The following is a 25,833-nucleotide window of genomic DNA, read 5'->3' as shown; positions in this document are numbered from 1 at the left end:
AAAACAAATCAACATTTGCCGTACAATAAGCGGCAAATGTTTACTTTAAAAAGGTAATTTGAGGTCATAATGAGCGAAATAAAAACACAGTTAGTGGTTCTTGGTGCTGGTCCTGGTGGATATTCTGCAGCATTTAGGGCAGCTGATTTAGGTATTGAAACCGTATTAGTGGATGCCCGTGAAACCCTAGGTGGCGTTTGTTTGAATGTTGGTTGTATTCCATCGAAAGCGCTATTGCACGTGGCGAAAGTCATTCAAGAAGCTAAGCACCTATCTAATCATGGTGTAACCTTTGGTGAGCCAACATTCGACCTTGATAAAATTCGTGGTTACAAAGACGGCGTAGTGGGTCAATTGACTAAAGGCTTAGCGGGCATGTCAAAAATGCGTAAAGTTAAGCACGTACAAGGCTACGGAAAATTCACCGGTAAAAATACCCTTGAAGTGGAAGGAAGTGACGGTAAAACCACTATTTCTTTTGAAACAGCAATTATTGCCGCTGGTTCTGAGCCTGTAGCATTGCCTTTCATTCCTCATGATGACGAGCGAGTAATTGACTCAACCGGTGCATTGGAAATGAAAGACGTTCCAGAGAAAATGCTAGTGCTTGGTGGTGGTATTATCGGATTAGAAATGGGTACGGTTTATCATGCCCTTGGTTCACAGATTGACGTGGTGGAATTCTTAGATCAGTTAATCCCTGCAGCTGATAAAGACATCATCAAGATTTACATGAAAACCATCAAAGATAAGTTCAACACCATGTTAGAAACAAAAGTGACAGCAGTTGAAGCTAAAGATGATGGTTTGTATGTAACTTTTGAAGGTAAACAGGCGCCTAAAGAACCGGTACGTTATGACAAAGTACTAGTTGCAGTTGGTCGTAGACCAAACGGTGGTCTTGTCGATGCTGATAAAGCTGGCGTAAACGTCGACGAAAGAGGTTTTATCAAAGTTGATAAACAAATGCGCACTAACGTTGATAACATCTTTGCTATCGGTGACTTAGTCGGTCAACCAATGCTTGCTCACAAAGCTGTACATGAAGGTCATGTTGCCGCTGAAGTTATCGCGGGTAAGAAGCATTACTTTGACCCTAAATGTATTCCTTCAGTGGCTTACACTGAGCCAGAAGTTGCATGGGTTGGTTTAACCGAAAAAGAAGCTAAAGAGCAAGGTATCAGCTACGAAACTGCAAGCTTCCCTTGGGCAGCTTCAGGTCGAGCAATTGCTTCTGATGCAACTGACGGCATGACTAAGATGATATTTGAAAAAGACACAGGTCGTGTTATTGGTGGTGCCATGGTTGGAACTAACGCTGGTGAAATGCTAGGTGAAATTGGATTAGCCATCGAAATGGGCGCAGATGCAGAAGATGTAGCATTAACTATTCATGCTCACCCAACACTAAATGAGTCTATTGGTTTAGCATCAGAAATCTTCGAAGGAAGTATTACTGATTTGCCAAATCCAAAAGCGAAGAAAAAGTAACTGAGTTTCTGTTTTAGTGAAAAGCGCCTTTAAGGCGCTTTTTTTATGCTATGAAATCAGTAAATTAAATCAAACTTAACCACATGCTAATAACGCTTAACAAGGATATTCTTCAAATCCAAATAAATTAGTGTATTGAATAATCTTATAGCAACGTGATATATGTAGAGTTTTTAACAATAAACTTGTATATGCATCACATGGACGTCTGATACTTATATGTTGAAGATTGCAAAGCTACAGCCTGATGGTTTGACATCAGTATCACTAGATTACATTCGATTTTTTGCTGCTCTTGCTGTGGTATGTGGACACGCCGTTGGCCGAATTTTCGGCCCTTATGCTGAAGTTGTTAACCCTTCTATTGCTGAAAAGATATTTCGCGTTTTATTCAGTGGCTACAGTTCGCCTGCTGTTATGGTATTTTTTGTACTCAGCGGTTTGTTTATTGGTCGCTCTATTATCAATCAAGTAAACCGTCAGGGGTTTAGTTTTAAAAATTACTTGTCCAGACGTTTAGTTAGGCTGTGGTTGGTGTTAATTCCTGCATTGATTTTAACCTACCTAATCGACATGTATGGGCTTACATATTGGACTTCTGACGGCGTATACAATGCCAATACTTTGTATGGGTCTATTAATCCAGAAAACTTGTCCTTCAGCATTTTTATATCAAATTTGTTTTTTACCCAAACTATATTGACTCCGACCTTAGGAACCAATGGCGCACTTTGGAGTTTAGCCAATGAATTTTGGTATTACGTTCTTTTTCCTTTGTTGTTTTTACCCTTGGTATGTAAAAGCGCTCCTCATATAAAGCTAATTCAATTGATGACGGCAGTTATCATTTTTTATTTTGTTGGATTAGATATTTCGATTTTATTTAGTATTTGGTTGTTAGGCGTTGGGCTATTATTTTTGCCTTATTCTGTTGTTAATAACAAACATTATATTTGGCTGTTGAGTATAAGTTTTATTGTCTTCATTGCGGCTTTGCTTTTCGTCAGACTCTCAGGGCAAATGGACTCCAAACTAGTTGAGCGAGTCGTCTGCGGCGTTAGTTTTGCCCTATTTTGCTACGCATTGATTAACAGTGATAAGCGTATAGTCCCTTCTTCAACCAACAAAAAGATTTCTCATGAATTAGCGGGATTTTCTTATACCTTGTATTTAATTCACACACCGCTTCTGTGTTTGGGAAGAGCAGTGTTGATTAATAGTGACGGTTATCTGACCTTCAGTTTTACTAGCCTGTTGTTATATTTCGCTTTGATTATAGCTATTTTAGTAATCGCCTACGCTATGGCAAAACTGACCGAATTCCAGACGCATAAAATCTATAAATGGTTAAAAATTTAAGCGTTATTCTTGAATAGACTGAACAACTGTACAAATACTCAGAGGGAAGAAATTTACGGATTGATTATAATGTGAGCATTAACTCTTATTGGTGGTCGCAACATTACATGCAGCAGCTTGAATTTTTTGACATTCCCAGTCCTTGTATTGGGGTATGTGAATCTGGTCCAAGAGGCTATTGTATTGGGTGTTTCCGTAGTCGAGAAGAGCGCCAACACTGGCACAAAGTTGACGATCAAACGAAACGAATAATTATCAATGCCTGTAATCGTAGAAAGAAAATGTATCAGGCGAAAAAGAATAAACAAGAGACCCAAAGTACCCACTTTAACCAACAAAATCTCTTCTAAACCTCTCGTTTTAGTTATGAATTGCCAAGTATTGGTATAAATTTCACCAACCTATGGCGCAATTGTTTTTAGTAGTATAACGATGTGTTGAATTATAAGAGTAATACCATGTCGTTGGAGCCAATCGTAAAGTTTGCGAGTAAGTCGTTTACTTTGCCTGATACCTGTACAAAGTTGCGAACCATGCTGGATGATCCTCGTGCGTCAGTTGATGATATAGCGCGAATCATGTCGGTCGACCCATCTTTGAGCGCAAAAGTACTTAGATTGGCCAACAGTGCTTTGTTCAGATTTCAAAACCAAATTACTACAGTGCCCAAAGCCCTTGGTGTGATCGGTGGTGAAGCTGCGTATAACATTTCCATGGCCGAAACTGCCAACCTAGCGTTTAAATCATTTGCTAGTGAAGCAATAGATTTTAACCAATTTTGGGAGAAAGCGGTATTAGGCGGTTTGATTGCCAAATCTATTGCGCAACAGCGTCAAATTCGAGGTAGCGACAGATATTTTGTGATTGGTATCTTACATAATTTAAGTGAACTCATCTGCGCTACTCGTTTGCCAGAAAAATATCTTAAATATAAGGATTTATTAGACGAGTATCCCCCTCTTGAAGCACAAATGACGGTGTTTAACTTTACGTTTGCCCATTGTAGTGGATTGATTCTCAAAAACTGGCAAATACCGGAGTCTATTTACGAGGCTTTATTGAAATTTTCTTTGAGTGAAGACAGCTTAGGTAACTTTGACTGCGCAGTTGTATACGCATCATCAGGTATGGCCCATTACAATCTTGGTGCAGACTTTATCCATCAGTCAAGTACACCAGAAATCCTCATCGACACTATTGGATTAACGGATGATGAATATGATATCATTTCCGAATTCGCGCGTGTCGAGTCGCTAAAAATAGCGTCAGCTCTAAATTAAGATTAATAAAACCAAAATATATAAGCGCGAATATAACTATTTAGAATTCGCGCAAATGAAAAAAAGCTGTTTTCTCATATTACTATTAATTTCTTGGCCCTCGATGGCAGAGGAAGTTGCGCTTGCTTATCAGCAAAAAGCCTACGAATTTTTTCGCAATGCCCACCAAAAAAAGCGGAATCTGCTCAAGATACTAGAAGCTAAAAAACAAAAAGAAAGCGAAAAGGCGTTAGTATTAGATGGCGAGTTTGGATTCTTAAAAACCACTGGGAATACTGACACCAGCGTATTTATGCTTGCTTTTGATTCCAGTCATAAAATGGAAAAATGGATTTCTCAATATTATTTGCAGATACTTAATCAATCAGGTGACGTGTCTGGAGTAAGCAGCGATACTAGCCGAGTGCAAGTGTCTGGGGAGTTTGACTATAAACCTATCAAAGGTAAAAACCGATTATTCTTGTATGCCGAATATGATGATAATGAATTTTTACAGCTAAGGGATCAGTTCACTGCGGTAGTGGGTTGGCGTCACATACTTTGGGAAGAAAAGAAAAGTAGTTTTAACTATAGTGTAGGTCCAGGATACGCCACCTATCGCCAAGAGGATGACAATGTGAACGAAGAAGGCCCTATCGTTCGAGGAACTGCTAACTTCGTTTATGAATTTGAAAATGAAGCAAGATTTAAACAAAACTTGTCGGCTGAAATAAGCGATACCAATAATAGAGCCACAGCTATTTCTTCATTATCCGCTAAAGTGTTTGAACGATTGGCAATGAAATTCAGTTTTGAAATGACGGTAGATGAAAATGTCGGTGATAATGTCGATCAATTTACCACTAGGACCAGTGTTTCTTTAGTTTATCAGTTTTTTTAGGTTGGCAACTACTCACGTATTTTGTACTATACGCGCATTCTGCTAAAGGATTTATTCCGCTTGTATTAGCATGGATTCAATTCTAAATTTTAGGGAAAAGCGCTATGAAAATTACAAAAATTGCAGCCATGGTTAGTTTAGCGACCATGTCAATCGGTTATGCACAAGCTGAAGATGAAAAAGATTTTACGATGGACGGTGAGTTTGGCTTTATCGTCACTACTGGTAATACTGAAACAACTTCTCTAAGTGCAGGTTTATCCGCTAAACAAGAATTAGAACAGTGGAGTAACGATTACGCTATCGAAGCTCTATACAAAAAAGATACAGTGACTGACGATGACACTGGTGAAGAAGTCGAAAATACAACTGCGCAGAAATTTTTTGCTTCAGGTCAAGCCAACTACAAACTGGAAAATCCAGATTACCGTTTATTTGGATTTGCTTCTTATGAAGATGATCGCTTCAGTAACTTTAAATACCAGTCAACAGTCGCAGCTGGTTGGAACCATAAAGTTTGGCAAAACCAGGGGAGTTCATTCAACTACAGTATAGGTCCTGGTTACTCATTCGCTAAAGATCAAAATGACGAGAGCGTCAACGGTGCTATCTTACGTGCGGCTGCCGATTACAAATGGCAGATCTCAGAAACGGCTAAATTCACTCAAACATTTTCAACGGAAGTGGGTTCTGACAACACCAAAACAAGAGCGGAGTCAGCACTAACGGCACAAATTTTTGGTGGTTTATCTATGAAACTATCCATTAAATTTGACCACAACTCTGATGTAGCAGATGGTGTTGAAAAACTCGACACTGAAACTGCTGCTACCTTGGTTTACAGCTTCTTTTAAACCAAGCTATAGAGACAAAAAAACGCGCTGATAGCGCGTTTTTTTGTCTATTACAAGTTTATTAATGCAAAATCCGAGTTTTAATAGTACCTTTAATCGCTTTCAATTCTTTAAACGCGTCTTGAGCATGATCTTTTTCTACGTCAATAACTACATAACCAATTTCTTGGTCGGTTTGTAAGTACTGAGCCGCGATATTAATGCCTTTGTCTGCGAAGGCTCGGTTAATTTGCGTCAACACCCCTGGACGGTTTTTGTGTATGTGCAACAAGCGTGAACGATCGGTAAACTGCGGCAAGGATACTTCAGGGAAATTCACCGCAGATAAAGTCGACCCGTTATCTGAGTATTTGATTAATTTGCCTGCCACTTCTATGCCAATGTTCTGCTGCGCTTCTTGAGTACTACCGCCCACATGAGGCGTAAGAATGACATTATCAAATTTACGCAACGGTGATTCGAATTCTTCGTCGTTTGACTTAGGTTCAACTGGGAATACATCAATTGCAGCCCCATTTAATTTGCCTTGTTCCATTGCTTCGCAAAGTGCATCAATGTCAATCACTGTGCCGCGCGCGGCATTAATAAGAATTGCACCTTGTTTCATTTGGGCGAGTTCTTCTTTTCCGATCATGTTTTTAGTATGCGCGGTCTCAGGAACATGCAAGCTGACAACATCTGAAGTGTTTAATAATTCTTTCAGAGATGGTACTTGAGTAGAGTTACCTAGTACTAGCTTGTCTTCAATATCATAAAATTGCACACGCATGCCTAAATGCTCAGCAAGGATACTTAACTGGGTACCTATGTGACCGTAACCTATGATACCTAAGGTTTTACCTCTAGCTTCATATGAATCTACTGCGCTTTTTTCCCACTCGCCTCTGTGCGCTTTAGCATTCTTACGGGGAATGCCTCGTAATAATACGATGAGTTGTCCAAGGACCAATTCTGCAACAGAACGAGTATTTGAAAAGGGTGCATTAAATACAGGAATACCACGAATTTGCGTTGCTTCTAAATCGACTTGGTTTGTGCCTATGCAGAAACATCCAACCGCCACCAACTTTTTCGCTTTTGCTACCACTTCTTCGCTTAACTGAGTTCTTGAACGGATTCCAATAAAATGAACATCTTTCACTTTTTCTATCAGTTCCTCTTCAGGAAGCGATGTTTTAAGTGATTCAATATTGTGGTAACCCGCGTTTTTAAAAGTTTCTAGGGCGCTATTGTGGAGTCCTTCCAACAAAAGTATCTTAATTTTATCCTTAGCTAGGGACGGTTTATTCATGGAAAAATAGATTCCTTACTTTGGCAAACTACTGAGCTAGAATTTAGTCTTAATAAAAGACATCTAGACGTCTAAATGATGGAGGCAAAGATACCAGACTTTGCCCAATATTCAAACAAATAAATTGATAATAAAATCAATTACCATCTTTGAACACCGTCACCTGAGGCACTTAATACTATGTCCGCGCCTCTGTGAGCAAATATTCCATTACACACAACACCGGGAATTTGATTTAACTGAGTTTCAAGTTCAGGCGGATTTAAGATTTTCAAATTATGTACGTCAAGTATTACGTTTCCGTTGTCAGTGACCACGCCTTGTCGGTAAATTGGGTCGCCACCCAGTTTGACGATTTCTCGAGCAACAAAAGAGCGAGCCATTGGAATCACTTCAACCGGCAAAGGAAAGCTGCCTAAAACACCCACTTTTTTACTATCATCGACAATACAAATAAATGACTTGGCGACCGCTGAAACTATCTTTTCTCGGGTCAAAGCAGCACCACCGCCTTTGATCATATGTTTATGTTCAGTCACTTCATCAGCGCCATCAACATATATGTCATAGGTATCGACTTCGTTAAGATCGAATACTTCAATCCCCAAGGCTTTTAAACGCTCAGTAGAGGCTTCTGAACTGGAAACCGCTCCTTTGAGTAAATGCGCTTTACTGGCCAAAGCATCAATAAAATAGTTGACGGTTGAGCCGGTGCCAACGCCAATAATAGTGTCCGGTTGTACGAATTCTGCGGCAGCTTCGCCTACTAGGCGTTTTTTATCATTCTGGTCCACGACCTTATCCTTATATTAGGTAAATGAAAAATGTTGTGTGGGAGTAATTATAGTAGGTAATGGAATATCCCATGCTTCTGTCGGCAAACTTAAGGTTTGTTGAATATCGTGGGCTAGTCCAATTAATTTTGGTTGGTTTTGTTTATTATTGTGTAGAAACGCCAATGTACGATCATAAAAACCACCACCCATGCCTAATCTGTTGCCTGAGGCGTCAAAAGCCACCAAAGGCGTAAAAAGCACATCTAAATTGGCCACTGGGCAAACGTCTCGGCAATCCAGTCTAGGTTCTGCAATACCGTAATGATTTGCTGTCATCACTGAATTAGGATGATAATGAAGAAAGAGTAAATAACCATCACTGAAAGGATGTAATACGGGCAGATATACCTTAACGTTTTGCTGCCACAAATGTTCAATCAGAGGTTGAGTATCCAACTCACTGTCATTGGTCATGTAAAGTGCAACCTTACTAGCACCTTGCAGTACATCTAGAGATTGAATTTGATCTACTAAACCAAGGGCAGCAGTGTGCTGCTCTTGGTGGGACAACGACTTACGACGCTCACGAAACGTTTGTCGAAGCGTATTTCGTAGTTGTGTCGTTGTTGGCTCTTTCATTTATTTTGCGTAGGTGTCTATAAAATGTTGGGTCAGTTTTGGGTGATCAACTTTAGTCGCCACTTTAATCAAAGGCATGTCATTCCACAAATCACTTGGCGTACTGCCTACAGGCGCGAAACTTGTTTGACCTTTCATTAATGGGTCAGTCCCGATTCGCATATGACCTTCTGTCAGCTCAAACATATCAGGTGATGCAATATAAGCGAGTGGAAAGGCATCATGGAAAAAACATACTCTTTCTTCTCGATTTTGAGAATAAAAATCCATGTAAAACTGTGATGATTTGGCGACAAAGCCACCTAGCTTAGGATTTTTTTCCGCTAAAATATCCACAAAACCACCGTCGAAGGGTAAGTCGTAAGTAACATCCAAGCCAAACATAATAAGGTCCCAACCTGCAGAAAAGACAATATCGGCTGCGATAGGATCATTCCATATGTTGGCCTCAGCTACTGGGGTTACATTACCCGGTACTAAGGCTGCCCCACCCATGATATAGACAGCTTTGATTAACTTAGGTAACTCAGGCTCAAGTTTAAGTGCGAGCGCAATGTTACTCAAAGGGCCAATAGGCACTAGGATTATTTCCCCAGGATATTTTCTCGCTTGTTGCACGATAAATTCAGCCGAGCTGAGGTCGTGGAGTTTTCCTTTAGGTGCATGATGTCCAATATTGCCAAAGCCATCATCACCATGCACAAAATGCGCGAATGTAGATTTAGGACCGTAGTGCGGAACGCCTGTACCTTTGCACACTGGGATATCAAGTTCTGCAAGTTCTACCAATGACAACGCATTTTGTGCAGCCATTTCTACTGGTACATTACCAAAAACAGTCGTAAGGCCTAAAACATCAATTTCCGGTGCTTGAAAAGCATAGAAAATTGCCATTGCATCATCAATGCCGGGATCAGTGTCGAGTATTATTTTTTGTGTCATTGGGGAACTCATTATTAGAATTGTTGTAAAAAAGTATCCACGTCTTGTTTGGCGGGAATAGAGGGTACGGCACCTTTCTTGGTCACCGATATTGCGGACGCTGCGCAAGCGCTTTTCAAGGCAGTTTGCACATCTTGAGTAGCATCATAAGTCGCGAGAAAATAACCGATAAAAGTATCACCAGCAGCAGTAGTATCTACAGCATCGACCTTAAAGGCTTCGCATGTATACTCGGTATTTTGGTGAAGATAACAAACACCTTGCTTGCCTAAGGTTAATACCAGCTTTAAATCGGGATAAGTAGTCGAAAGTGCCGCTTTGGCATCTTCAACAGTCTTAGTATTAGTAAGTTGCATGGCTTCAATTTCGTTAACAATCAATAGTTCTAATTTTTCTAAGGGTAACGAAACCACGCTTTGGGTCATAGGCGCTGGGTTGAAGGCTATTTTAATGCCTTTTTCATGAGCAGTTTCGATGATGTCGGCAATACAATTAGTTTCGTTTTGTAATAATACCCAATCCTCTTTATTGGCGTTGGCCAATGCCTGCTCGATACGTTCTTGATTTAGCTGATGATTTGCGCCAGAAAATAATAATATGGCGTTTTCCGCGTCAGGGGTGACCTGAATAATTGCATGCCCACTTGGAATATCATCAAAGGATTGCACATTATCCATATTCACGCCGGCGTCATGCATTGGCGAAATCATTGGTAAATCGCCAGAGCCTATTCCACCTACATGATAGGTAGCTAGACCAGCTTTGGCACATGCAACTGATTGATTAGCACCTTTACCGCCTAGAATGGCATTAAAACCAGTGGAAGAAAGGGTTTCTCCAGGTGCGACAAAGTGTTCTACGTTATACACGTAGTCGATATTAATAGATCCGAAATTGAAAACTGCCATTTAGCTACTCATAGAAATAGGGCGCCCCCCAAAATGCCGCCGCATACTTATCGTCCGTGCGCCGAAATGGACACGGTGGAAATATCATCATTGCCGTAGGCTTCTCGATTCAAGTCGAGCTTGCGCAAAAGCAATAGAGTCAAGATCCTAAGTTTATAGCATCGGCCAGGAACATGCAGTATACAAGCAAACATTCCAGGAAGCATTGAAGCTTTGTGCTGCAAGTCCGATTTGCAAGAATCGCAAAGTTTAACGCATCCAAGAGTCGGTTTAAAGTCTATTTCAAAGGAATAGACTTAAAAACCAAGACAAACTGAACGCAGTAACCCCAATCGCAGTGACCATAGGGGTCCAGGTTTTAAGTGTGGTTTTTTCATCCATCTGCAAAAGACGTCCAACTAACCAAAAACCCGAATCATTGAAGTGAGATAAAACCGAGGCGCCTCCAGCAATGGCGATTACAATAAAGCATAAATCAGCCGAGGATAAGCTTGTGTCCATAGCCACAACTGGCGCAATAATGGCTGCTGTTGTGGTCAAGGCGACAGTGGCAGAGCCTTGGGCTATGCGTAAAGAAGCTGCAATAATAAAAGCCGCGACTATGGACGGTAAGCCTATATCTGACAAGAGAGATGATAAAGAATCGCCAACGCCAATAGCGCGCAGCACACCGCCAAACATTCCGCCAGCGCCAGTCACTAGAATGATGGCACAAATTGGCCCGAGAGATTGGTCACATAATCGTTCCAATTCTACTCGGCTAAAACGACGAGAAAATAAGACTAAACTCAACAACAGGGTTATCAATAATGCAATGGGTGTTTGTCCAATTGCCATTAATAATTCCACTAGTGGTGAATCCAAATCATGATTAAAGCTTGTTTGATAGGCATTTAAACCCGTATTTAAAAATATTAAGCATAATGGAAGTAGCAGAATCCAGAGTACAGTAGAAAATTCAGGTGGATTTTCAACGCTTTGGGCCGGTTTAAAATAATTAGGCAAGGAAATCATGAATTTTTGACTGATAAAATTAGAAAATAAAAAACTTCCGACATACCAAGTTGGAATTGCAACCAGGGTGCTGTAAACCAGCAATAAACCTATATCTGCGCCTAGTAAGTCGCCGGCAACTACAGGTCCTGGATGCGGGGGAACTAGGGCGTGAGTGACAGCAAAAGCCCCAGCGGCTGGCAAAGCGTAAAATAGTACAGAGCCACCAAATCTTGCCGCAACACTTAAAATTACTGGCAACATCACAATTAATCCAGCATCAAAAAATATCGGGAAGCCAAATAATAAAGAGGCTATGCCTAAAGCAAAAGGCGCATTTTTTGCGCCAAATCTACTTACCAAGCTGTCGGCTAATACTTGAGCGCCGCCAGTAATATCAAGTAGTTTTCCTATCATGGCGCCTAAACCAACTAAGAGTGCAACGGATGCTAGGGTCGAACCGAATCCAGCGGTCATTGTGCTAACGATTTTATCGAAGGGGATGCCCCCTAAATAAGCTGTGAAAGCGCTTACACAGATGAGAGAAACAAAAGCATGAATGCGAATGAAAATAATCAAAATGAGGAGCGCGGCAATGGCTATCAATGCGACCGCTAAGGGATATTCTTGCAACATAAGTCTTCCTTTTTTTCAAATACTCTAAAAGATCAAATGTGTTATTACAATCAAAATATTTTACATTTCGTTCACAATTTAACTGGCTAGTTAATTTGCCCCGTTAGTGCTAGGATTGCAGGCGAAATAACTTTGAGACAAAATTGTGAGTGATACAGATTTACAATATGACGAATTGAGTAACCAATTTGCCCAGCAGAAATTACTCGTCGATGTGGCTGAAGTGCATGGTATACTTTGCGGCATGCTCGCAGGCGGTATGAGTGTTGATAATCAAGATTGGATTACCGCCCTTGAAGATGTGGTCAATCAAGGCGATGTTTTTTCTTCTCAAACCAAACAGATAATGGTGGGTTTATTTAACCGAATTTGCCAAGAGTTCATCGAACCTGATTTTGCGTTGACTCTTTTCTTACCAGATGACTCGGCACCAATCAATGACAGAGGTAAAGCTCTAGTGCTTTGGGTGCAAGGTTTCCTATTAGGCTTTGGCTTGCATCAATCTGACTTTAAAACCTGCTCAGATGAGGTAAAAGAAGCGTTGGAAGATTTCAGCCAGATTGCCAGAATGGACGAAGATATGTCGGAAGGCGAAGATAACGAACAAGCTTTGTTTGAAGTGGTTGAATATGTGCGTATCAGCGCCATGCTTTGTTTTAATGAATTAGGCAAGTCTTTGCTTGATAGTCGTCAACATCCTTCTTCGGTTATCCATTGAACACACAGATACCTTTATCAGAATACATTCAACGTCGACAGACGTTACTGTCAAAATGCGAACCTGACAGTTTAGTTGCTATTCCTGCGGCGAGTTTAGTGACACGTAGTAGGGATACAGAATACCAATTCCGACAAGACAGTTATTTTTGGTATCTCACCGGATTTAATGAACCCGATGGATTACTGCTGTTATCGAACAAAGATGAATCTGAACAAGGCGCTAGTTATATTTTTGTCCCCCCCAAAGACAAACAAGCAGAGATATGGCAAGGAAAGCGACTCGGGGTTGAACAAGCAACCACAGATTTAGGTGTAGACCAAGCGTTCAGCTTAGAAGAGTTAGCCGAACTGCTACCAGAATTCATAGACGGTCATCAACATTTGTATTACTGCCTAGATTCTCATCCCCATATGGATGCTGAAATTCAAACTGCCATTGCGACTTGTAAAGCTGCACCTAAGCAATCAATGATAGCGCCTCGCAGTATTTATGATGTGAGTCAATTATTAGATGAGATGCGTTTGATAAAATCCGCGAATGAAATTGCTGTCATGCAAATAGCGGCGGATATTTCAGTCGATGCACATTTAGCGGCAATGAAGAAAGCTAAATCAGGGATTTGGGAGTATCAATTAGAAGCCATCATTTTGCATGAATTTGCGATGCAAGGTGCAAGGTTCCCAGCTTACAACACTATAGTGGGCGGTGGCGAAAATGCCTGTATTTTGCATTACACTGAAAACAACCAAGTGATAAATGATGGCGACTTAGTGTTAATTGATGCTGGTTGTGAATATCAAGGGTATGCGGCAGATATTACCCGCACATTTCCAGTCAATGGTAAGTTTAGCAAGCCGCAAGCTGATATTTATCAACTGGTGTTAGATGCTCAGTTGGCTTGTATCGATTACTTTGGCCCAGGCGCAACCTTAGCTGAGGGGATGAAAATCGCAGTAGAGATCATTGCCGGTGGATTACTCAAGTTAGGCATTTTAAAAGGAAGTCTGCCTGAGATCCTTGAAAATGAAAGTTGGCGAAATTTCTTCATGCACGGTTTAGGACACTATTTAGGGCTAGATGTGCATGATGTGGGTAATTACAAAAAGAACGGACAAGATTTACCATTACAGCCTGGCACAGTATTGACGGTAGAGCCGGGTATTTATGTCAGTAAAGACGCAGATGTACCTGATGAATACAAAGGCATAGGCGTAAGAATTGAAGATAATATTTTAATAACAAACAAGGGCAATGAAGTGCTTACTATAGGCGCAGTGAAAGAAATCGCTGCTATTGAAACACTCATGCAAGCCTAACATTTCTAAAATAAAGACAACAAAAGCACAAATGTCAGAGTTTGAACAAGTCGATATAGTTATTGCGGGTGGTGGCGTTGCAGGCTGCGCGGCAGCCTTGGCTCTTGCTAAAAACACGGATTATTCCGTGGCAGTGATCGAAAAATATGCTCCTAGCGCATCTGATATTCATCCTAGTTTTGATGCTAGGGTGATTGCTTTGGCGGCTGAATCTATCAAGCATTTGCATAGCTTTGGTATGGATATCTCAGATATCCCATCATCTAGTATCAAGCATATTCATGTATCAGATCGCCATCATTGCGCCCAAGTAGCCTTATCTGCCGATGAGTTAGGCGTAAAGAGTTTTGGTCAGGTAGTGCGACTGGAAACACTTGGATTATCATTGTATGAGCAGTTATCTGGGACTAAAATCAATTACTTTGCGGATGAAAGTATCCAAAGTCTGCAACAGCACAAAGACTCAGTGTCGATTAACACCTCAAACCGCAAATTAAACGCAAAACTCTTGATTATTGCCGAAGGAGCCAACTCCCCTACACGGGAAAAACTCAATTTTGTGGTGGAACAAAAGGACTATCAGCAAACCGCTATTATCGCTAATGTGCAAACTCAATTGCCGCATCAAGGCAGGGCGTTTGAACGTTTTACCAAATATGGTCCTATTGCCTTTTTGCCCATGGAAGTGGAACAAGGTCAAAATAGCCAGCATCTAATGTCTGTGGTGTGGAGCCTTGGTGATGAAATGGTAGAAGAAGTAAAAGGCTTATCTGATGAAGATTTTTGCCAACGTCTACAAACTTTATTTGGTTCAAGACTGGGCAGTATCCATAGTCCTTCACCTAGATTTCAGTATCCTTTATCACTTAAAGTCGTGCCGGATTTTGTGCAACACCGTGTGGTTTGTATTGCAAATGCCGCTCAGAGCTTGCACCCCATTGCTGGGCAAGGATTTAATACTGGTATACGTGATATATCTGACTTAGTGAAAAGCCTTCGAGGACAAGATCCGGGCGTGTTCGGTAATTTATCTGAATATAAAAAGCGTAGACGCAAGGATAAAACCTCTATTATTACCGCGACAGACAGTTTAGTGCGAGTGTTTTCCAATCATTATCTACCAACAGTGGTGGGAAGAAGTGCAGGTTTACAACTAATGAATCACTCATCTTTACTGCAGAAAGCCTTTGTTCGTTACGCCATGGGAGAACGCTAATGCCAGCCAAAAAAATGCAAAACACTGATGTGTTAATCGTGGGTGGCGGTATTGTTGGCGGTTCACTTGCTATTGATTTAGCTGAAGCTGGATTTTCCGTCACAGTAGTCGATTTTGCCAGTGCAGTTACCACTGATATCCAGCCTAAGGTATTTTCGGCAAGGGTAAGTGCTATAAGCGCAGCCAGTGAAGCTTATTTCCGCAAACTGAACATCTGGCAAAATATCCAACGCAAGCAAGCATACACAGATATGCAAGTGTGGGATAAGGATGGTTTTGGGCAAATCGAATTTAGCGCTCAAGAAATGCAAAGTGAACATCTTGGTCATATTATTGAGAACGACCTTATTGTGGCCGCGTTAAATGACAAGATGGCAACAATGTCTAATATTCAGCTGTTACTAGGGGTAAGTGTTGAGCAGATTCAAGAAATCGATGCTGGATATTCTTTGCAATTGAGTAATCAACAACAAATTACGGGTAGTTTATTAGTTGGCGCCGACGGCGCGAATTCACAGATCAAAGCACAGATGGGGTTCTCGGAAACATTTTGGGATTACGAGCATACAGCTATCGTTGCCAATGTGCGTACCGAAATAGCTCACGATAATACAGCGCGACAAGGGTTTACACCTTTTGGGCCTCTCGCCTTTTTACCCCTTGCCGATCCATTTCAGTGTTCAATTGTGTGGTCACAGAAGACAAAACGCGCTAGCGAATTGCTGGGGTTGAGTGAGGATGAATTTTGCAAAGCGCTGTTAGTTGATATCGACAACCAATTAGGGTTAGTATCCTTAACAACTGAGCGTTTTTCATTTCCGTTACGCATGCGTTACACCCGACAATGGACCAAGCTGCATGTGGCATTAGTGGGAGATGCCGCACATACCATTCATCCTCTGGCAGGACAGGGTGCAAACTTAGGTCTCTCTGATGCGCAAACGTTAGCGGAGTTGTTAATTCAATCGAAAGACAAATACCCCGTTGGCCATAATAAAATTTTACGCAATTATGAAAGAAAGCAAAAAGCCGAAGCGATGAAAACAATCGCCACTATGGAAGGTTTTAAGCAGTTGTTTGATGGCGATAATCCAATGAAAAAATTGGTAAGAAACCTAGGCTTGTTAGCGGCTAACAAAGTATCTCCAGTGAAAGAATTTTTTATCAAACAAGCTGCTGGGAATTAGTGGATTTTAAACCTAACTAATTGAAAATTAATATAAATAAATCTTAATATAATTTAATGTTATTAATTTGGCATTGATTATGCCAAAATCATCTTGGATTTTTTCCGCGCAGAATAGATATTAATACTGTGAGTAAACCGAGAATTTGTTATGGGAAAAGATTACAGATATTCAAAAGAAGACGATTATGAAGATGATGATTATCATGCTAGTAGAGGTGATACATCTGATGCAGTTAAATCAAAGCTTCATAAGCGTAAAGAACAATCTGCACGGGATCGTAAACAACGAAAACAGCAGTCTCACTCAGACGATTAGTCAACAGTGATGTGTTTTAGGTGCTTGATCTACTCACATAGAACAAGCACCTAATAAAAAGTGGTTATAGTTTTGCCTCTGCCACAATCTCACGTACATCTTTAAGTAATTGCTTAGCATCATACACAATGCCGTCTTTAATGGTGTATTTAACACCACCTACACGCTCTGGCTGATTATTTTCGTTTAAACGATAATGCCCTGTACCATAGAGTGTTTTAAAGTTTTGAAGTGGGTTGTATTCCAACACCACCATATCAGCGAGTTTACCCACAGCAACAGAACCAATTTCATCATCCATACCTAAGGCTTGCGCTCCGTTTAAAGTGGCTGATTGAATCACTTCATAAGGTGAAAAACCTGCCTCTTGTAACAGTTCAAATTCTGCAATGTATCCAAAACCATAAATTTTGTAGATATAACCCGAATCAGAACCCGTTGTTACGCGACCGCCATGGTTTTTATAGTCATTGATAAATTGCATCCAAATACGAAAATTCTCTTTCCAGGCTATTTCATCAGCGGTTGTCCAATCAAACCAATATGATCCATGAGCATATCGACTAGGTGTAAAAAAGTCCCAAAGGGTAGGCAGGGTGTATTCTTCATGCCAGATGGCGTTTCTTTCGCGCATCAGGTCGCGACTCGCCTGATAAATAGTCATAGTGGGATTAATAGTAAAATCCAATGATATGAGTTCATCTCTCACTTGATTCCACTTTTCGCTGCCGGGTTTACCTGCCTGTTGCCATAACCGGCCGGCTTCTTTAAATCTGTGGTATTCGTTATTGTAATTATAGTCGGTAGGGTAATTTTGAAGTGTGCGGTCGGTAAATAAGGCTTCAGGTAGTCCGTACCAATGTTCCATAGAAACCAAGCCTAAACGAGCTGAATCCAGAGCATCTGTTCCCATTACATTTAATTGGGCATGATGCATCATGGTGCCTAAACCTTGTTTCTGAGCTTCGTCTAATGCGGCTTCCATAATTTTGGGGCTAGCACCAAAAAATTTAATTCCTTTTGCCCCAGCTTTAGCAATTTTTTTTACCCAGTCTCTTGCTTGCTTGGCACTAAAAATTGGCTCTTTTTGGCCCATTCCAAAGCCAACGTAAGGAATAATGCGAGGCGCTACTATGGTATTTTTTTTACTACGTTCTACGTGATCAAGGACCCAGTCAAGTCCGTTGAAGCTGCCAGGCTCTCGAACCGTGGTAATGCCATGTGCCATCCAAAGCTTAAAAACATACTCTGCAGGGATGTTATCTGCCGACCCGCCAATGTGACCATGCATATCAACGAAACCGGGCACTATAAAGTGCCCGGTTAAATCAATTTCTTTGCCATTTTTAGGAAGCTTAGGTCGCCTGTCTGGCCTTATGGGTACTTCCGGGTACCCAACACTAACGATATTAGTTATCTTGTTGTTTTCAATAACAATATCAACAGGACCTTGTACGGGAGCTCCTTCCCCGTTGATCAGATTTGCGCCTCTTAGAATAAGAGTTGCGTATGGACCTTCGCCTTCATTTGGCGATTTCTCAGGCGCTTTTGCACCTGGTGCGGCTACTGCCATAGCACCTACGAGAAATACGGCTAACATAACAGCGATCACAACAAAACGCATGATACGAGTTACAAAAAAGTAATTATGCTTATACATGACTGAATATACTTAAATCTACTTATTATTATTTTTATCAGGTTTGAACTAAAAACACCCTGTTATCATTACAACTACGTAATATGAAATGATGATTAAATTATATACGTAAAAAATGCATTTGTTAATAAAATATTATCGAAATATACATAAAATTGACATAAATGAATTTAATTTTAGGTATTCATTTTATCTATTAGTTGATTCTAGACCTGATGTACCCGGTTAAAGTTTCACAAACTTGTGGATGTTGGCCTTCTTGCTTAATTAAACAAATATTTATTTGGCCTAATTGAGGTAGCCGATTATCTTTAATAATGCTCAATTCTGGGGGCACACTTGAACGAGCCAAAGCGGTAATGCCCAAACCTTGGCGCATGGCGGCTATCAAACCATAAAGGTCGGCATTGGTATAAGTGATTTTCCACGCATGGGTTTGTTGTTTAAGTTTTTCAATGATTCTACTGCGATAAACACAGCCATCGGGCGCAACCACTAAATTAATGCTTTGTTTAGATACCGCCTGATTGCTATCGCACACCCAAACTAATTGATCTTTTAATAATACTTCCCCTTCGATTGGCAACTCTGGCGGGATTAACGCCAAAATTAAATCAAACTGATGGCGAAAATTAGGCGATAATAATTGCCGGCTAAGAGCCGACGTAACATCTAAGGACACATCTGGGTATCGTTGGCTAAATTCGCCCACAATACTGGGCAGTAAGGTAGAGGCAAATTCTGATGGAATGCCTAAACGCAAGCGGCCACTTAATTTGTGCTCGGTAAATTCTCTGAAAATGCCATCATTTAACGATAATATTTTTCTAGCTTGCTCGTATAACCACTGGCCATCGGGATTAAGTTGGTAACTCTGCCCTTTTTTAGTAAACAGCTTTTTTTCTAGTTGGCTTTCTAGCTTCTTCATTTGTAATGAAATGGCTGGTTGGGTTCTACCCAACAAATCACCTGCTTTTTGAAAGCTACCTAAATCTGCAATGGTGACAAAGGTTCTTAAGTTATCGATAGATAGTTGTTTCATAATATAAATATTATATAATCTAATACTGTGCCAATAATACATTAAAAATTTTTATGTAACTATTTGTACTTTTAATTTGTTTGCTGCATAGCCTGTTTCTATACTGGTTCAATATTGACTAAAAAGAGAATGCTATGAACAAAACAAACCTGCACGCAGCCCATGTTACTGCCGGTGCCAAAATGGTGGATTTTTTCGGTTGGGAAATGCCTATTAATTACGGCTCACAAATTGAAGAACACCATGCAGTAAGAAAAGACGCAGGTATGTTCGATGTTTCTCATATGACAATAGTGGATGTCACTGGCGCTCAGGCTAAAGATTATCTGCGCTACTTGTTGGCCAATGACGTGGCTAAGTTGACCCAAAAAGGCAAAGCATTATATAGCGGCATGTTAAATGAAGCTGGTGGCGTGGTTGACGATCTTATTGTGTATTACTTTGACGATACCAACTATCGCTTAGTGGTAAATAGCGCGACTAAAGAAAAAGATCTTAACTGGCTAGCTAAAATCGCAGAAGGTTTCGATGTTCTGATTAAAGAACGTGATGAATTTTCCATGATTGCCGTGCAAGGCCCTAATGCTAAAGAAAAAGCCCACAAGATTTTTTCCGATGCACAAGTAGAAGCAGTAAAAGATATGAAGCCGTTTTTTGGTGTGCAAGCTGAAGACTTATTCATCGCTACTACAGGTTATACCGGCGAAGCTGGCTATGAAATCATGGTGCCAAATAACAAAGCTATCGATTTGTGGAATTCCTTATTAACCGCCGGCGTAAGCCCTTGTGGTTTAGGTGCACGTGATACTCTTCGCTTAGAGGCAGGTATGAATTTATACGGCCAAGATATGGATGAAACAGTATCGCCATTAGCGGCAAACATGGGCTGGACCATTACGTGGGAACCAGAAGACCGTGACTTCGTTGGTCGTAGCGCTTTAGAGCAACAAAAAGCAGAAGGTACACAAAAGCTTGTTGGCTTAGTAATGAAAGAAAAAGGCGTACTTCGAGCGGGCACTTTTGTGACAACCTCAGACGGCGAAGGCATTATTACTTCGGGAACATTTTCTCCAACCCTAGGTTTCAGCATTGCAATGGCAAGAGTACCAGCAGGTGAGGGAGCTAAACCGGGCGCTACAGCAGAAGTCGCTATGCGTAAAAAGAACATCACAGTTGACGTTGTAAAGCCTAGCTTTGTTCGCAACGGCAAAAGCGTACTTTAATAACACTTATATTCACTAACATTTACTCAATTAGGAAATATTATGAGCAATATCCCACAAGAATTACGTTACGCAAATACTCATGAATGGATTCGTTCAGAAGGTGATGGTGTATTCACCATTGGTATCACAGAACACGCGCAAGAACTCTTGGGTGATATGGTGTTTTTAGATTTACCAGACGTTGGTGATGCAGTGACTACTGGCGACGACTGTGCTGTTGCAGAATCTGTAAAAGCCGCTTCTGATATTTACGCGCCTATTTCTGGCGAAGTAATTGCAGTAAATGAAGATTTAGAAGATTCACCTGAGCTTGTAAACTCAGACCCATACGGTGATGGTTGGTTATTTAAAATTAAAGCGGACGATGCTGAAGAAGTTGAAGGTTTATTAGACGCTGAAGGTTACGCTGGCGTTATTGAAGAAGACTAAGCGACACAACAATTCCTAATTAGCAGGCGGACTTTTGAGTTCGCCTGAATATTTTATATTCTTTTTTACAGGTTACCCGTTATGAGTCATGTTACCAATACCAGCACTGAAATGTCGTCAGTGAGTCTAGATACACTAGAAAATAAAGACGAGTTTATTCGACGTCATATTGGGCCCGGCCAACAAGAAATCAGCGAAATGTTAGCGGATATTGGCGCTGATTCTCTTGATCATCTAATGCAACAAACTGTGCCACAAGGCATTCGATCTGATCGTTTGCAAGTAGGTGAAGGCGCACGTGAAGAAGAAGCCCTAGCAGCGCTTAAAACCGTTGCAGGTAAAAATAAAGTATTAAAGAGCTTTATTGGCGCAGGTTACTACGACACCTTAACGCCAAATGTGATTTTACGAAATGTGTTGGAAAATCCAGGTTGGTACACAGCTTACACACCTTATCAGCCAGAAATTGCTCAAGGCCGTTTACAAGCGATTTTAAATTTCCAACAAGTCACTATTGATTTAACAGGCTTGCCTTTAGCTTCTGCGTCCTTATTAGATGAAGCTACTGCAGCGGCCGAAGCCATGGCATTGGCAAAACGCGTATCTAAAAACAAAAAGTCGAATAGCTTTTTTGCCGCCGACTCTGTGCATCCACAAACACTCGATGTATTAAAAACCCGTGCTGACATGTTTGGTTTCGAATTGATTATTGGCCCAATGGAAGCAGCCAGCGAACATGATGTGTTTGGTGCCTTATTGCAATACCCAACCACCACAGGCGAAGTGGTCGATATCAAAGGACTAATTGAAACCTTACAGGAAAGCAAAGCAGTAGTGGCAGTTGCTACCGATTTACTAGCATTAACTATGTTAACGCCTCCAGGTGAGTTAGGTGCCGACGTTGCGCTAGGCAGCGCTCAACGTTTTGGTGTGCCTATGGGCTATGGTGGTCCACACGCGGCGTTTTTTGCGACTCGCGACGATTACAAACGTTCATTACCGGGCCGTATTATTGGTGTGAGCCAAGACACTCGCGGACGCCCAGCATTACGTATGGCACTGCAAACACGTGAACAACATATCCGTCGTGAAAAAGCCAACTCCAATATTTGTACTGCTCAGGTGTTATTAGCCAACATGGCAAGTTTTTACGCGGTGTATCACGGACCAAAAGGTTTGTCTGCCATCGCTAATCGCGTGCACAGATTAACTGATATTCTAGCTGCCGGTTTAACTGCTAAAGGCGTTAAACTAGCTCACACTACTTGGTTTGATACCTTAACTGTCAAGGTAGATGACAAAGCCGCGGTATTAGCCGCAGCTTTAGAAAAAGGCATTAATTTACGTGCAGATTTAGACGGTGCTGTGGGCATTAGTTTAGACGAAACCACTACTCGTGCAGATATCGACACTTTATTTAGCTTATTCATTGGTGATAACCACGGTTTATCTGTTGCTGACCTAGATGCCAAATTACTGGAAAAAGGCAGTGATTCAATTCCTGCAAGCCTAGTACGTAGTTCTGAGTTTTTAACGCATGAAGTGTTTAATAGCTATCATTCAGAAACTGAAATGTTGCGCTATATAAAAACATTAGAGAACAAAGACCTTTCATTGAATCACTCTATGATTTCATTGGGTTCTTGTACCATGAAATTAAACGCAACAGCTGAGATGATCCCAGTGACCTGGCCTGAATTTGGTCAACTTCACCCGTTTGCGCCATTAGACCAAGCTGCAGGTTACCAAGAGATGTTAGAAGAGCTAAGCGATTGGTTAATTAACATCACGGGTTACGATGCCCTTTCTATGCAACCAAACTCAGGGGCACAAGGTGAATACGCTGGTTTGTTAGCGATTCAACGCTATCACCAAAGCCGTGGCGAAGGACACAGAAACGTGTGTTTGATCCCACAATCGGCTCACGGTACTAATCCAGCATCTGCGCAAATGGTGAGCTTAAAAGTAGTAGTGGTCAACTGCGACTCAAAAGGTAACGTTGACCTTGCAGATTTACGCGCCAAAGCAGAGCAAGTAAAAGATAACTTAAGCTGTGCCATGATCACTTACCCATCGACTCACGGTGTATACGAAGAAACCGTGCGTGAAATTTGTGACATAGTGCACGAGTTTGGCGGTCAGGTGTATATGGACGGCGCCAACATGAACGCCCAAGTGGGTATTACATCACCGGGCTTAATTGGTTCAGACGTATCTCACTTAAACCTGCACAAAACCTTTTGTATTCCACACGGTGGTGGCGGCCCAGGCATGGGACCTATAGGTGTTAAATCTCACCTTGCGCCATTTTTACCAAGCCACAGCATGGTAAAACTAAAAGCTGCAGGCACCAATGATGAACTGAACGACAACAGCGCAGTATCAGCGGCGCCTTGGGGCAGTGCATCAATTTTGCCAATTAGTTACATGTACATCAAAATGATGGGTAGCGAAGGTCTGAAAAAAGCCACCGAAGTTGCCATCTTAAATGCCAACTATGTAGCCAAGAAACTCGAAGGTCATTACCCAGTGCTTTATAAAGGCACGCAAGGTCGCGTGGCCCATGAATGTATTATCGACTTACGTCCACTAAAAGAAGCTAGCGGCGTGACTGAAATGGACGTGGCAAAACGCTTAAACGACTACGGTTTCCACGCGCCAACCATGAGCTTCCCAGTAGCGGGCACTTTAATGATTGAGCCAACAGAATCCGAAGCCAAAGCCGAGCTAGACAGATTCATCGAAGCCATGATTTGCATCCGCAATGAAATTGCCAAAGTGCAAAGCGGCGAATGGGACGCAACCGACAATCCATTGCACAACGCACCACACACATTAGCGGATATCACAGACGCCGATTGGAACCGCGCCTACAGCCGTGAACTCGCGGTATACCCAGTACCAGCAGTCAAAGACAACAAGTTCTGGCCAACGGTAAATAGAATCGATGACGTATTCGGGGATAGAAACCTTATTTGTAGCTGTCCAAGTTTGGAGAGTTATCGGTAGGGTGGGTTGAATTAATTTGAATAGTGAATTTAGAGTGTTTCGTCATGCTGATGTACATCAGCATCTACTGAAATATCCAACAGATTCTGACATTCGTCAGAATGACGAATGAACCCTCAGAATGACTAAGTCTCCATTTTAAAAAAACGCCGCTTAATCAAGCGGCGTTTGGGACTATTACTTATAGTAAACGTTGAACAATCGGGCAGTTGATAATGATGCCGGTTGAGCCGTAGGGTGCTCCGCCAGGGCCGGTCAAAAATCCGCGTTCTACCATGCCAAGAATGGCGAATTCTTCGGTCATTCTGCTGTGATAGTTGTTATCCACGGCTTCTTGCGTCCACTCACCTAAGTTCAGATCCCAAAGTGGGCTGTAGTCGGTAGCAATGGTTGGAATGCCGCCTAATACATTCAATGGGCCGCCTTCACCGAGAATTGCACTATTGAAACCTTGCCTTTGTGGATTCACTTCTCCAGCCTGCTGATTTGTTTTGCCGTTAGTAAAGCCAAAAATTCGCTCCACTGAACTAAACAATGAATCATCACGGCCTACAGGAATGTTTCCAAGTGCAGGAGTATATACTGCTCCTTCCAATGCAGATGCAATTTCTGCTGAAGCGTCAGTAGATAAGTAAAGCACAGGTCGGCCAAAGCTAAATCCTAGTGTCAATTCTAAGGTAACTGTGCCGGGTTCTCCGTCCTCACCTGGACAGATACTAACAACTTTGTCATGCAAAATAGAGCGTGCTTCTTGCATCTCTTCCATGCTGATGCCGTCACAGTATGCCGCAAAATCTTCTTCATCAGTATTAAAGGAAACAATAGGTGCGTTATAAATGTGACCTCTGGCGTTTTCTATTTTGACCAATGGACTGTAAAACCCGTCTGCATCGTCCACGCCAGTGCCAACTGCACCCGGAGCAAAAGTTAAGCTAGCGAGTAAGTTACTGGTGCCATCGTCATTAGTAGAGCCGGCATTCACATTTCTCATTGGAGAGAAGTCCACTGCACCACCGTTAACTATTAGTGTACCATTCTGATCATAAAATCCGCGTCGAACTGCATTGGGGTTAAAGCTATCACCTTCTTCACTGACGTCAGTAAAGGCTAATTTTGCGCTGAAATTCAGACCCAAGGCTTCGGCATTTTCAGGGTCAGACGTGTCGGTAACCACATACCAAAAACGTTGGCCGTCACGAGGTCCGCCAGAAGCAAGACGACCTTCATATAATGGCAATGTGATGGTCGCAGTTTCGGACTCTGTGTCTACAGTACCAGCAGTCAATAGTTGCAATGGGCCAATCAAATTTGGATTCACTGAAGATGGGGCTGGTCCAAAGTAGGTTACCGGAATATCGGCGCCCACAGAAGGTGGTCCAGGTCTTACGTCATCTTCATCTGGATCGAATTCCAAAGGATCGCCTGAATTAGGCGTAAAAGCATTGGTTTCTGCTTCCGTCGCGTCTGCAAAATCCTGCGCAAGTCGGCCACCGACCACAGTAATTGGAGTAGGTGTAGGAACCGGTGCATCTTCACCAGCAGGGCCAGGAGGACCTGGAGGTCCTTGAGGACCAGTGTCGCCGTCACTCCCACAAGCTGCCAACGCCAGCGTAAATGCCGTCACCAACAATATTTTAGAGGTGTTAATATTCATTTTAAA

The 25,833-nt window shown here is 41.7% G+C and carries 23 protein-coding genes and 1 other RNA gene; 14 read left to right on the top strand and 10 right to left on the bottom strand.

Translation table 11 applies throughout. The features are described from left to right. The first annotated feature begins 69 nt into the window (after positions 1-69). From lpdA to ACNKW3_RS05785, 6 genes are all read left to right on the top strand, one after another. The gene (gene lpdA, locus ACNKW3_RS05810) at positions 70-1,491 is read left to right on the top strand and encodes a dihydrolipoyl dehydrogenase (RefSeq protein WP_427398334.1); all 1,422 of its coding nucleotides are present in this window, start codon (positions 70-72) and stop codon (positions 1,489-1,491) included. 219 nt (positions 1,492-1,710) lie between these two features. Next, positions 1,711-2,850 (top strand): acyltransferase family protein, encoded by a 1,140-nt coding sequence (locus tag ACNKW3_RS05805; RefSeq protein WP_427398333.1) that lies wholly within the window; start codon positions 1,711-1,713, stop codon positions 2,848-2,850. Between the two features lie 107 nt (positions 2,851-2,957). Next, a complete protein-coding gene (locus tag ACNKW3_RS05800) occupies positions 2,958-3,200 on the top strand; it encodes a DUF1289 domain-containing protein (RefSeq protein ID WP_427398594.1) in 243 nt (80 codons plus the stop codon). 108 nt (positions 3,201-3,308) lie between these two features. Further along, entirely contained in the window at positions 3,309-4,130 is an 822-nt protein-coding gene (locus ACNKW3_RS05795) for an HDOD domain-containing protein (RefSeq protein ID WP_427398332.1), read from the top strand. Positions 4,131-4,233: 103 nt separating this feature from the next. Beyond that, positions 4,234-5,010, top strand: coding sequence for a DUF481 domain-containing protein (locus tag ACNKW3_RS05790; protein WP_427398331.1), 777 nt, complete (start codon positions 4,234-4,236; stop codon positions 5,008-5,010). Positions 5,011-5,114: 104 nt separating this feature from the next. Then, entirely contained in the window at positions 5,115-5,864 is a 750-nt protein-coding gene (locus ACNKW3_RS05785; RefSeq protein ID WP_427398330.1) for a DUF481 domain-containing protein, read from the top strand. Positions 5,865-5,925: 61 nt separating this feature from the next. On the opposite strand, the gene serA is transcribed toward ACNKW3_RS05785, so the two are convergent. The 7 genes from serA to ACNKW3_RS05750 form a co-directional block, all read right to left on the bottom strand. After that, on the bottom strand, positions 5,926-7,155 hold the full coding sequence (serA, locus tag ACNKW3_RS05780; RefSeq protein ID WP_427398329.1) for a phosphoglycerate dehydrogenase: 1,230 nt from the start codon (positions 7,153-7,155) through the stop codon (positions 5,926-5,928). Between the two features lie 140 nt (positions 7,156-7,295). Next, a complete protein-coding gene (gene rpiA / locus ACNKW3_RS05775; RefSeq protein WP_427398328.1) occupies positions 7,296-7,949 on the bottom strand; it encodes a ribose-5-phosphate isomerase RpiA in 654 nt (217 codons plus the stop codon). A 15-nt stretch (positions 7,950-7,964) separates the two neighbouring features. Next, positions 7,965-8,570 carry a 5-formyltetrahydrofolate cyclo-ligase gene (locus tag ACNKW3_RS05770; RefSeq protein ID WP_427398327.1) on the bottom strand — a complete coding sequence of 202 codons (606 nt, stop codon included), beginning with the start codon at positions 8,568-8,570 and terminating at the stop codon, positions 7,965-7,967. After that, positions 8,571-9,512: a nucleoside hydrolase gene (locus tag ACNKW3_RS05765; RefSeq protein WP_427398326.1), complete on the bottom strand. Its 942-nt coding sequence runs from the start codon at positions 9,510-9,512 to the stop codon at positions 8,571-8,573. Positions 9,513-9,526: 14 nt separating this feature from the next. Next, the gene (locus ACNKW3_RS05760) at positions 9,527-10,420 is read right to left on the bottom strand and encodes a ribokinase (RefSeq protein ID WP_427398325.1); all 894 of its coding nucleotides are present in this window, start codon (positions 10,418-10,420) and stop codon (positions 9,527-9,529) included. Positions 10,421-10,441: 21 nt separating this feature from the next. After that, a non-coding RNA gene (ssrS, locus tag ACNKW3_RS05755) (6S RNA) lies at positions 10,442-10,625 on the bottom strand. A 77-nt stretch (positions 10,626-10,702) separates the two neighbouring features. Next, positions 10,703-12,049 carry a GntP family permease gene (locus tag ACNKW3_RS05750; RefSeq protein ID WP_427398324.1) on the bottom strand — a complete coding sequence of 449 codons (1,347 nt, stop codon included), beginning with the start codon at positions 12,047-12,049 and terminating at the stop codon, positions 10,703-10,705. A gap of 145 nt (positions 12,050-12,194) precedes the next feature. Here ACNKW3_RS05750 and ACNKW3_RS05745 point away from each other — a divergent pair, with 145 nt between their 5' ends. From ACNKW3_RS05745 to ACNKW3_RS05725, 5 genes are all read left to right on the top strand, one after another. Then, on the top strand, positions 12,195-12,767 hold the full coding sequence (locus ACNKW3_RS05745) for a UPF0149 family protein (RefSeq protein ID WP_427398323.1): 573 nt from the start codon (positions 12,195-12,197) through the stop codon (positions 12,765-12,767). Beyond that, positions 12,764-14,086, top strand: a complete 1,323-nt coding sequence (pepP, locus tag ACNKW3_RS05740) for a Xaa-Pro aminopeptidase (RefSeq protein ID WP_427398322.1) — start codon at positions 12,764-12,766, stop codon at positions 14,084-14,086. Before ACNKW3_RS05745 ends, pepP begins: the two co-directional genes overlap by 4 nt. A 31-nt stretch (positions 14,087-14,117) precedes the next feature. After that, positions 14,118-15,302 (top strand): FAD-dependent oxidoreductase, encoded by a 1,185-nt coding sequence (locus ACNKW3_RS05735; protein WP_427398321.1) that lies wholly within the window; start codon positions 14,118-14,120, stop codon positions 15,300-15,302. Then, a complete protein-coding gene (locus ACNKW3_RS05730) occupies positions 15,302-16,489 on the top strand; it encodes an FAD-dependent monooxygenase (protein ID WP_427398320.1) in 1,188 nt (395 codons plus the stop codon). The genes ACNKW3_RS05735 and ACNKW3_RS05730 overlap by 1 nt, the downstream gene beginning before the upstream one ends. Before the next feature lie 150 nt (positions 16,490-16,639). Further along, entirely contained in the window at positions 16,640-16,807 is a 168-nt protein-coding gene (locus ACNKW3_RS05725) for a hypothetical protein (protein ID WP_427398319.1), read from the top strand. A 64-nt stretch (positions 16,808-16,871) separates the two neighbouring features. Here the strand turns inward: ACNKW3_RS05725 and ACNKW3_RS05720 are convergent, their stop codons facing one another. Together ACNKW3_RS05720 and ACNKW3_RS05715 are read right to left on the bottom strand one after the other, a co-directional pair. After that, positions 16,872-18,431 carry an amidohydrolase family protein gene (locus ACNKW3_RS05720; protein WP_427398593.1) on the bottom strand — a complete coding sequence of 520 codons (1,560 nt, stop codon included), beginning with the start codon at positions 18,429-18,431 and terminating at the stop codon, positions 16,872-16,874. Positions 18,432-18,663: 232 nt separating this feature from the next. Beyond that, positions 18,664-19,509 (bottom strand): LysR family transcriptional regulator, encoded by an 846-nt coding sequence (locus ACNKW3_RS05715; RefSeq protein WP_427398318.1) that lies wholly within the window; start codon positions 19,507-19,509, stop codon positions 18,664-18,666. A gap of 134 nt (positions 19,510-19,643) precedes the next feature. On the opposite strand from ACNKW3_RS05715, the gene gcvT reads away from it, so the two are divergent. From gcvT to gcvP, 3 genes are all read left to right on the top strand, one after another. Beyond that, positions 19,644-20,732, top strand: a complete 1,089-nt coding sequence (gcvT, locus tag ACNKW3_RS05710; protein WP_427398317.1) for a glycine cleavage system aminomethyltransferase GcvT — start codon at positions 19,644-19,646, stop codon at positions 20,730-20,732. Positions 20,733-20,774: 42 nt separating this feature from the next. Further along, positions 20,775-21,164, top strand: coding sequence for a glycine cleavage system protein GcvH (gene gcvH / locus ACNKW3_RS05705; protein ID WP_427398316.1), 390 nt, complete (start codon positions 20,775-20,777; stop codon positions 21,162-21,164). A gap of 111 nt (positions 21,165-21,275) precedes the next feature. Continuing rightward, complete coding sequence (gene gcvP, locus ACNKW3_RS05700; protein ID WP_427398592.1) at positions 21,276-24,173, top strand: aminomethyl-transferring glycine dehydrogenase; 2,898 nt, start codon at positions 21,276-21,278, stop codon at positions 24,171-24,173. 181 nt (positions 24,174-24,354) lie between these two features. On the opposite strand, the gene ACNKW3_RS05695 is transcribed toward gcvP, so the two are convergent. Further along, positions 24,355-25,827 (bottom strand): hypothetical protein, encoded by a 1,473-nt coding sequence (locus ACNKW3_RS05695; RefSeq protein ID WP_427398315.1) that lies wholly within the window; start codon positions 25,825-25,827, stop codon positions 24,355-24,357. Positions 25,828-25,833 lie beyond the last annotated feature (6 nt).

The sequence above is a fragment of the Glaciecola sp. 1036 genome (assembly GCF_050306235.1).
Taxonomy (GTDB): Bacteria; Pseudomonadota; Gammaproteobacteria; order Enterobacterales; family Alteromonadaceae; genus Glaciecola.
The sequence above is the reverse complement of the archived record's forward strand: the minus strand, read 5'-3'. Positions and strand labels throughout refer to the sequence as shown.